This is a genomic window from Streptomyces sp. NPDC002754 (assembly GCF_053592315.1).
Genome location: NZ_JBSFVM010000065.1, coordinates 1 through 9,023 on the forward strand (window position 1 = coordinate 1; position 9,023 = coordinate 9,023).

At 69.8% G+C, this 9,023-nt stretch carries 8 protein-coding genes; 4 read left to right on the forward strand and 4 right to left on the reverse strand.

Annotation, left to right across the window (positions count from 1 at the left end; genetic code table 11):
- Positions 1 to 127 precede the first annotated feature (127 nt).
- Positions 128 to 1,345 (reverse strand): quinolinate synthase NadA, encoded by a 1,218-nt coding sequence (nadA, locus tag ACWD2L_RS40535; RefSeq protein WP_351341914.1) that lies wholly within the window; start codon positions 1,343 to 1,345, stop codon positions 128 to 130.
- Between the two features lie 238 nt (positions 1,346 to 1,583).
- Here nadA and ACWD2L_RS40540 point away from each other — a divergent pair, with 238 nt between their 5' ends.
- The gene (locus tag ACWD2L_RS40540; RefSeq protein WP_351341912.1) at positions 1,584 to 1,940 is read left to right on the forward strand and encodes a HesB/IscA family protein; all 357 of its coding nucleotides are present in this window, start codon (positions 1,584 to 1,586) and stop codon (positions 1,938 to 1,940) included.
- A gap of 68 nt (positions 1,941 to 2,008) precedes the next feature.
- Here ACWD2L_RS40540 and ACWD2L_RS40545 read toward each other — a convergent pair whose 3' ends face one another.
- Positions 2,009 to 3,499: a hypothetical protein gene (locus ACWD2L_RS40545; RefSeq protein WP_351341910.1), complete on the reverse strand. Its 1,491-nt coding sequence runs from the start codon at positions 3,497 to 3,499 to the stop codon at positions 2,009 to 2,011.
- A gap of 91 nt (positions 3,500 to 3,590) precedes the next feature.
- Positions 3,591 to 3,800 (reverse strand): hypothetical protein, encoded by a 210-nt coding sequence (locus ACWD2L_RS40550; protein ID WP_351341908.1) that lies wholly within the window; start codon positions 3,798 to 3,800, stop codon positions 3,591 to 3,593.
- Between the two features lie 133 nt (positions 3,801 to 3,933).
- Between ACWD2L_RS40550 and ACWD2L_RS40555 the strand changes: the two genes are divergently transcribed.
- Positions 3,934 to 4,908 (forward strand): carbohydrate kinase family protein, encoded by a 975-nt coding sequence (locus ACWD2L_RS40555; protein WP_351341906.1) that lies wholly within the window; start codon positions 3,934 to 3,936, stop codon positions 4,906 to 4,908.
- A gap of 103 nt (positions 4,909 to 5,011) precedes the next feature.
- On the opposite strand, the gene ACWD2L_RS40560 is transcribed toward ACWD2L_RS40555, so the two are convergent.
- On the reverse strand, positions 5,012 to 6,391 hold the full coding sequence (locus tag ACWD2L_RS40560) for a cysteine desulfurase/sulfurtransferase TusA family protein (protein WP_351341904.1): 1,380 nt from the start codon (positions 6,389 to 6,391) through the stop codon (positions 5,012 to 5,014).
- 645 nt (positions 6,392 to 7,036) lie between these two features.
- Between ACWD2L_RS40560 and ctaC the strand changes: the two genes are divergently transcribed.
- Together ctaC and ACWD2L_RS40570 are read left to right on the forward strand one after the other, a co-directional pair.
- A complete protein-coding gene (gene ctaC / locus ACWD2L_RS40565) occupies positions 7,037 to 7,996 on the forward strand; it encodes an aa3-type cytochrome oxidase subunit II (protein ID WP_326024159.1) in 960 nt (319 codons plus the stop codon).
- The coding region (locus ACWD2L_RS40570) for a cytochrome c oxidase subunit I (RefSeq protein ID WP_451193747.1) at positions 7,993 to 9,023 on the forward strand (1,031 nt) is incomplete at its 3' end. The genes ctaC and ACWD2L_RS40570, both read left to right, overlap by 4 nt.

The window sequence follows — 9,023 nt, forward strand, 5'->3', positions numbered from 1 at the left end:
GAGGCGCGGGGTCCGGGGCAGAGCCCCGAGGCCGCAACGCCGGAGGGGCTTGACGTCTCGGGGCTCCGCCCCGGACCCCGCTGCTCAATCGCCGCAGGGGCTTGATTGGCCCACCCGCCCAAGGCGGCTACGGCAGCGCCAGCATTCGCTCGAGGGCGAGCCTCGCGAATCGTTCGGTTTCGCGGTCGACCTCGATCCGGTTGACCAACTGCCCGTCCGCCAAGGACTCCAGCGTCCAGACCAGGTGCGGAAGGTCGATCCGGTTCATGGTCGAGCAGAAGCAGACCGTCTTGTCGAGGAAGACGATCTCCTTGTCCTCGGCGGCGAACCGGTTCGCGAGCCGGCGTACAAGGTTCAGCTCCGTGCCGATCGCCCACTTCGACCCGGCGGGCGCCGCTTCCAGCGCCTTGATGATGTACTCCGTCGACCCGACGTGGTCCGCCGCGGCCACGACCTCGTTCTTGCACTCGGGGTGCACGAGGACATTGACGCCGGGTATGCGCGCCCGCACGTCCTCCACCGACTCCAGCGAGAAGCGCCCGTGCACGGAGCAGTGCCCGCGCCACAGGATCATCTTCGCGGCCCGCAGCTCCTCGACGCTCAGGCCGCCGTTCGGCTTGTGCGGGTTGTAGACGACGCAGTCGTCGAGCGACATGCCGAGGTCGCGCACCGCGGTGTTCCGCCCGAGGTGCTGGTCGGGCAGGAAGAGGACCTGGGTCGGCCCGGGGGTGCCCTGCTCGAACGCCCAGTTCAACGCCCGCTCGGCATTGCTGGACGTACAGATCGTGCCGCCGTGCTTGCCCGTGAACGCCTTGATGTCCGCGGAGGAGTTCATGTACGAGACGGGGATCACGGAGTCGGCGATGCCGGCCTCGGTCAGCGCGTCCCAGCACTCGGCGACCTGCTCGGCCGTCGCCATGTCCGCCATGGAGCAGCCGGCGGCGAGGTCCGGCAGGACCACCTTCTGGTCGTCCCCGGTCAGGATGTCGGCCGACTCGGCCATGAAATGCACACCGCAGAACACGATGTACTCGGCCTCGGGCCGGGCCGCCGCGTCCCGGGCCAGCTTGAAGGAGTCCCCGGTGACGTCGGCGAACTGGATGACCTCGTCGCGCTGGTAGTGGTGTCCGAGCACGAACACCTTGTCTCCGAGCCTTTCCTTGGCCGCGCGCGCCCGCTCCACCAGGTCCGGGTCGGACGGCGAGGGCAGGTCGCCGGGGCACTCCACACCGCGCTCGCTGCGCGGGTCGGCCTCGCGGCCGAGCAGCAGGAGCGCCAGAGGCGTGGGAGAAACGTCCAGGTCAACGGGGGCCTGGGGGGACTGGGCCGTGGTCACGTCACGCACCCTTTCTTCGCTCTGCTCGACTTTTCGTCGATTTGACGTTATCTATCATACGTGCTTCACGTCAGTTTGACGACGGCAATGTCGTCGATGTGACGCAATCCGCCGGGCCCACGCCGTGCCCCGCCCTTGCGCGGTGTGCGAGCATGAAGAGAAGAAGTGCGAAACCCGGAATGGATCCGGGCCTTTGCCGGTTGCAATGGTCGGCAAGCAGTCTCCGAACAACCCGGGAGAGATGTAGATGTCCGTATCGGACGAGACCACCACCGTCAGCGACGGCATCCAGCTCAGCGACGAAGCGGCATCGAAGGTCAAGGCGCTGCTCGACCAGGAAGGCCGTGACGACCTGGCCCTGCGTGTGGCGGTTCAGCCCGGCGGCTGCTCCGGCCTGCGCTACCAGCTCTTCTTCGACGAGCGCTCGCTCGACGGTGACGTCGTCAAGGACTTCGGTGGCGTGAAGGTCGTCACCGACCGCATGTCGGCCCCGTACCTGGGCGGCGCCTCCATCGACTTCGTCGACACCATCGAGAAGCAGGGCTTCACGATCGACAACCCGAACGCGACGGGCTCCTGCGCCTGTGGCGACTCGTTCAGCTAAGCCGTACAGCTGTAAAGCGCGAAGGGGCGGCCCCACTGGGGCCGCCCCTTCGGCATTGCTCCGGGCGCTCAGCCGCGGGGCGCGGGCTCGACCCCGCCGGGAGCGTTCTTCTGCGCGTGCGGCACGGCGGCTCCGCCGGCCGCCGCCGCCACCTTCCGCTCACCCAGCGGCGCGTCCAGCGTCACCGGCAACGTATAGAACTTCGCCATCTGGACGCAGACGGTGCCCTTCTTCTTTGTCTCGGTGACCTTGACGCTCACCCGGCCCCCGGACTCCTCCGCCGACGCCGCGTACTTCGCGCACACGCCGCCCGTGAAGTGCAGGGTCAGGGTCCTGCCCTTGGCGCTGTAGCCCTGGACGTGCACGGCGCGGGTGTCGCCGCCCGCCTTCCCGGAGGGGGCGGAGGGCTCCGAGGGGAACGGCTTCGAACTCCGCGGCGCCGCAAGGTACTTGGGCTCCACCGCCGGATACGTCACCGTGAACGCGGCGTCCGACCCGGTGGGCCGCACCTCGAACAGCCACGAAGGCACCAGCGCCTGCCGCCCCTCGACGGTGTGTGCGGCGAGCCCGAACGTCGCATCGGTGACGTCGACCGTCGACGGCTTCGGCGGCGCGGACGCGCAGTCCTCGTTCTTGCCTTCGCCCAGCGGCACCGGACTCGCGCACCCGCCGATGGAGACCCGGCCCCCGGCCGCCGCCCCGTTCATCCGCTCAAGTGCTTCGCGCGCCCCCACCGTCGGGTACGTGTCGCCCTTGGCCGGAGCCTTCAACCGGCCGCTGCCGCCCACCACTTGACCGTCCGAGCCGACCTGGATCCCGGTCGACCAGCCGTACGTCGGCAGCCCGCCGACCGCAGGGTCGGCGTTCACCACGCGGGTGGCGCCCATGAGTTGCCCGGCATCCAGCTTGGCGTCGTCCTGGCCGAGGGCCTTCAGGACCGGCGCGGCGGCCCGCTTCGCGGCGGCCTCGCTCACCGCGTCCTCGGCGCCGCCCCCGCCCGTCGGATCCGCGCACTTCGTCCCGCCGGCGCACTTGCCGCCGGTGGACGGCGCGTACCTGGAGTACGTCCAGGTCCCCGGCGCCTCCAGGCCCACCTGCAACGAGGGACCCGAACCGTCCTTGGCAGGACCCACCTTCCAGGCATCACCGGACCGCTGCGGCTTCCCCTGTACGTCGAGGGCCTCGGCGAGCGCGCCGGCCTCGGCGGCGCTCACCTCGCCGCGGGTCCGGTAGGCGGGCGCCTTCCCGGGGCCCGCCGGGAGGTCGCCGGTCGCCTTGTAACGGGTGCCGTTCGGGTCGGGCTCGCCGGGCGCGATGCCGGGCGGCGCCGTGCCGGAAGAGGGGGAGGCGTCCGAGTAGCCGTCCAGGGCGAGCGGCGGGGGAGTGCCCGCACCGGGGCCGCCGGTCCGGCCCCGGCCCTCGTCGTCGGACCCGCCCATCGCGTTCGCCGTCAGATACGCGCCGCCGCCACCGGCCAGGAGGACGGCCGCCGCGACCGACACGACAGCCGCCGTGCGCCGTCGCCGGAGCCGGTCCCGCGTCCGCTCTTCGCCGCTCACCGCATCGCTCCTTCTCACCGGGGACACCGGTTGCTCACCGGGACACCGATGGGACGGGGCGCGCGGACGTGCGGTTCCCTTCCGGAAACCGTCAGTCGCCGAAACCGGCCATGGAGTCGATCAGCCGCGCGGACGACTCGGGCACGACGACCCCGTGGATCCCCGCGGGCCTGGGTGCGGGGCCGTGCCGCTCAACCTCCCACGGCGCGGGCGTAGTCACCCAGTGCGGAAGCATCCGGACGCAGTCGCCGCGCAACGCCGCGAGCCCGTCCTCGGTCATGACTGACACGTCGTAGGTCATGACGGCACGGTAGCCCTGAGGTGACATCCGAAGAAAGAGCCGCTATCAGGCATTTTGCATACTTCAGCCCGCGCGCTCCGAGCGGGTAGCGTGAAGCGTCAATCCCTCCCCTCGCAGGAAGCGATCTCACGCCGTGCGAATCGCAGTCACCGGCTCCATCGCCACCGACCACCTGATGACCTTCCCCGGCCGTTTCGCCGACCAGCTCGTCGCGGACCAGTTGCACACGGTCTCCCTCTCCTTCCTCGTCGACGCCCTCGACGTACGCCGTGGAGGTGTCGGTCCCAACATCGCCTTCGGAATGGGGCAGCTCGGCACGGGCCCGATCCTGGTCGGCGCCGCCGGCTCGGACTTCGAGGACTACCGCGCGTGGCTCGACCGCCATGGCGTGGACACGGAGTCCGTCCGGATCTCCGAGACCCTGCAGACGGCCCGCTTCGTGTGCACCACGGACGCCGACCACAACCAGATCGGCTCCTTCTACACGGGGGCCATGAGCGAGGCGCGGCTCATCGAGCTGAAGACCGTCGCGGACCGGGTCGACGGCCTCGACCTCGTCCTCATCGGCGCGGACGACCCGGAGGCGATGCTCCGTCACACGGAGGAGTGCCGAAGCCGGTCGATCCCGTTCGCCGCCGACTTCTCGCAGCAGATCGCGCGCATGGACGGCGAGGAGATCCGGACGCTCCTCGAAGGCGCCACGTACCTCTTCTCCAACGAGTACGAGAAGGGCCTCATCGAGTCCAAGACCGGCTGGACCGACGCCGAGATCCTCGGCAAGGTCGGCCACCGCGTCACCACGCTCGGCGCGCGCGGTGTGCGCATCGAGAAGTCCGGCGAGGAACCGCTCGAGGTCGGCGTCCCGGAGGAGGAGGCCAAGGTCGACCCGACCGGTGTCGGCGACGCGTTCCGCGCGGGCTTCCTGTCCGGCCTCGCCTGGGGCGTCTCGCACGAGCGTGCGGCGCAGGTCGGGTGCATGCTCGCGACGCTGGTCATCGAGACGCTCGGTACGCAGGAGTACGAGCTGCGGCGGGCGCCGTTCATGGACCGGTTCCGTAAGCAGTACGGGGACGCTGCCGCTTTGGAGGTGGAGGGGCACCTGGGCTGAGGCGCGCCCCGGTGCAGGCCGCGGCCGTGGCTGCTCTTTCGATGAGCGGCGCGGCCGCGGCTTCTTTGTGGCTGGGTTTTGCGCAGTTCCCCGCGCCCCTCGGTTACCCGTTCTTGCGCACTACGTATGTGGCGCCCCCATCGGGACGTGGTTCTACTCCCACGTATTCGTGGCCCTGCGTGTGGCACCAGGCGGGGATGTCGATCGCGGCCACCTCGTCGTCGGCGAGGACGGTGACGGTGCCGCCCACACGTACGCCGGTGATGGCCCGGCCCAGCTCGATCACCGGCTGGGGGCACGTCAGGCCCAGCGCGTCGACGGTCACCGACTCCTCCGTGCCCCCCGCGCCCGCGACCGGCGCGCCCAGCTTCTCCCGTACCTCGCCCACGACACCCGGCAGCACGTCGAGGAAGCGCTCGACCTCGTCGGCCTCCACGCCCATGGGCAGCGACACCCGTACGTTCCCCTCGCTCACCACGCCCATCGCGCGCAGCACATGGCTGGGCGTCAGGGTGCTGCTCGTGCACGACGAACCGGATGACACGGAGAAGCCGGCGCGGTCGAGCCCGTGCAGCAGGCTCTCCCCGTCGACGTACAGACAGGAGAACGTCACCAGGTGCGGCAGCCGGCGCACCGGATCCCCGACGACCTCCACGTCCGGCACCAGCTCGGGCACCCGGGTCCGGATCCGCTCCGTCAACTCCTTGAGCCGCGCCGCCTCCTCGGCGGCCTCCGCCCGCACGGCCCGCAGCGACGCGGCCGCGGCCACGATGCCCGGAATGTTCTCGAAGCCGGCGGCCCGCCCCGACTCCCGCTCGTCGGCGGGCCCTTGCGGGGCGAACCGCGTCCCCTTCCGTACGGCGAGCAGGCCGACCCCGGCCGGGCCGCCCCACTTATGGGCGCTCCCGACGAGCACGGACCAGTCGCCGGGCACCGGCCCCCAGGCCAGGGACTGCGCGGCATCGACGAGCAGCGGCACCCCGGCCGCCCGGCACGCCGAGGCCACCTCCTCCACCGGCTGCTCGGTCCCCACCTCGTGGTTGGCGGACTGCAGGCAGGCCAGCGCGGTGTCCTCGCGGAGCGCGGCACGGAACGCCTCGGCGGAGACGCCTCCTTCGCGCCCCACGCCGACCTGTGTCACCGACCCGCCGAGGGCCTCGTGTGCCGCGGCCGAATGGAGCACGGAAGAATGTTCGACAGATGACACGACCAGGTGCTTTCCGGCGCGCCGCCGCCCGGCGAGCGCCCCCGCGATCCCGTCGTGCACGGCGCGCGTCCCGGACGACGTGAACACGAGCTCATCGGGCCGACACGCCACCGCCTCGGCGGCTGCCTCCCGCGCGGCGTCGAGCAGCAGCCGAGCCCGCCGCCCTTCCCGGTACAAACGGGACGGATCGGCCCACCCCTCATCAAGCGAGGCCTGCAACGCCTGCCGGGCGACGGGATGAAGGGGAGCGGACGAGGCCACATCAAAGTACGACACGCCGCAACGCTAAGCGCCGCCAGCCCGCCCCCGCCAACAACTCCGCCACGGGGCGCCCTTCAGAGCCGCGGGCCTGTGACATCAGCGGCTCCGCCGCGGCGCGCCACTCACCGGGGTGGCCGGGCCCCGCCTCCCAAAGGGGCGCGGGGAACTGCGCAACCCCAGCCACGCCGGATCGCCACTCACCGGGGTGGCCGGGCCCCGCCTCCCATAGGGGCGCGGGGAACTGCGCAACCCCAGCCACGCCGGATCGCCACCCGCCGGGATGGCCGGGCCCCGCCTCCCAAAGGGGCACGGGGAACTGCGCAACCCCAGCGACGGCGGACCGCCACCCGCGGGCCCGCCCAACCCCGCCCGCCCGAGGCGCCCGCCACGTTGCCCGCCCGAGGCGCCCACCACCCCGCCGCCCGCGGCGCCCCACCCCGACCCACCGTCAGAAACCCACAAACGCGCCGCGATCCCACCCTTCGGAGTGACCCGCGGCGCGTTAGGCACCCTCCCCGCGCGACCCCAAATAGCGTCCAGTAGGGTTTGGTCCGCATAAACATCCAAACCCCTGCCCGTGTGCCAGGGCGGCGAGCGACCAGCGAGATGGCGGCCGTAGCCAACCAAAGAGCGCGGGCGAGACTCTCGGGAAGGCGCTACGTGAGTCCCAACGGCTCCGACCGCTCGTCGCGGCGCCCGATGCGGCGGAAGCTGCCGCAGGTGCTGACTGCGGGCCTGATCCTGGTAACCGCTACCGGTTGCACATACAAGGACTTCCCTCGTCTTGGTATGCCCACCCCGGTGACGGAGGAGGCCCCTAGGATCCTCTCCCTCTGGCAGGGCTCGTGGGCGGCAGCGCTCGCCACGGGCGTGCTGGTGTGGGGTCTGATCCTGTGGAGTGTCATCTTCCACCGGCGCAGCCGCACCAAGATCGAGGTTCCAACTCAGACGCGGTACAACATGCCGCTCGAGGCGCTGTACACGGTTGTTCCGCTGATCATCGTGTCGGTCCTCTTCTACTTCACCGCGCGCGACGAGTCGAAGCTTCTGAAGCTCGAAGACAAGCCCGCGCACACCGTCAACGTGGTCGGCTACCAGTGGAGCTGGGGCTTCAACTACGTCGAGAACGTGCCGGGTGTCGACGGTGACGCCAAGACCTCCAAGGAGCTCTCGGCGATCCCGAAGCGCTTCAAGGAGGACTTCCCGGCGAACGCCGGTGGGGTCTACGAGGTCGGTACCCCTGGCGAGCGGAACCCGCAGACCAACAACCCCGGCCCGACCCTCTGGCTCCCCAAGGGCGAGAAGGTCCGCTTCGTTCTGACTTCGCGTGACGTCATCCACTCCTTCTGGGTGGTGCCGTTCCTGATGAAGCAGGACGTCATTCCGGGCCACACCAACTCCTTCGAGGTGACCCCCAACAAGGAGGGGACCTTCCTGGGCAAGTGCGCCGAGCTCTGCGGCGTCGACCACTCCAGGATGCTGTTCAACGTGAAGGTCGTCTCTCCTGAGCGTTACCAGCAGCACCTCAAGGACCTCGCCAAGAAGGGGCAGACCGGTTACGTCCCGGCTGGCATCGCCCAGACGGACCACGAGAAGGACCGGGAGACGAAGAACCTGTGAGCATCCTCAACGAACCCCAGGGTGCCGCGGCAGCAAGCGACTCGTACGAGAACGAGCTGCCGGCCCGCCCCAAGAGCCCCGGCGCGACGGTGATCAAGTGGCTCACCACCACTGACCACAAGACCATCGGCACGCTGTATCTGGTCACGTCGTTCGCGTTCTTCTGCATCGGCGGCGTCATGGCGCTGTTCATGCGCGCCGAACTCGCTCGCCCCGGCACGCAGATCATGTCGAACGAGCAGTTCAACCAGGCGTTCACGATGCACGGCACGATCATGCTGCTGATGTTCGCGACGCCGCTGTTCTCCGGCTTCGCGAACTGGATCATGCCGCTCCAGATCGGCGCCCCCGACGTCGCGTTCCCGCGACTGAACATGTTCGCCTACTGGCTGTACCTGTTCGGCTCGCTGATCGCGGTGGGTGGCTTCCTCACCCCGCAGGGCGCCGCCGACTTCGGCTGGTTCGCCTACAGCCCGCTGTCGGACGCCGTCCGCTCGCCGGGCATCGGCGCCGACATGTGGATCATGGGTCTGGCCTTCTCCGGCTTCGGCACGATCCTCGGTTCGGTCAACTTCATCACCACGATCATCTGCATGCGCGCTCCTGGCATGACGATGTTCCGCATGCCGATCTTCGTGTGGAACGTGCTGCTGACCGGTGTGCTGGTCCTGCTGGCCTTCCCGGTCCTCGCGGCCGCGCTGTTCGCCCTGGAGGCGGACCGCAAGTTCGGTGCGCATGTATTCGACGCCAGTAATGGCGGCGCATTGCTATGGCAACACCTCTTCTGGTTCTTCGGTCACCCAGAGGTGTACATCATCGCCCTACCATTCTTCGGGATTATTTCCGAAGTGATCCCAGTGTTCTCGCGCAAGCCGATGTTCGGCTACTCCGGCCTCATCGGCGCGACGATCGCGATCGCCGGTCTCTCCGTGACGGTGTGGGCGCACCACATGTACGTCACCGGCGGTGTGTTGCTTCCGTTCTTCTCCTTCATGACGTTCCTGATCGCCGTGCCAACAGGCGTGAA

Excerpts from the sequence above, each read along its gene's own strand:
- ACWD2L_RS40540 (WP_351341912.1), top strand. The coding sequence starts at position 1,584 with ATGTCCGTATCGGACGAGACCACCACCGTCAGCGACGGCATCCAGCTC.
- ACWD2L_RS40550 (WP_351341908.1), bottom strand. The coding sequence starts at position 3,800 with ATGACCTACGACGTGTCAGTCATGACCGAGGACGGGCTCGCGGCGTTG.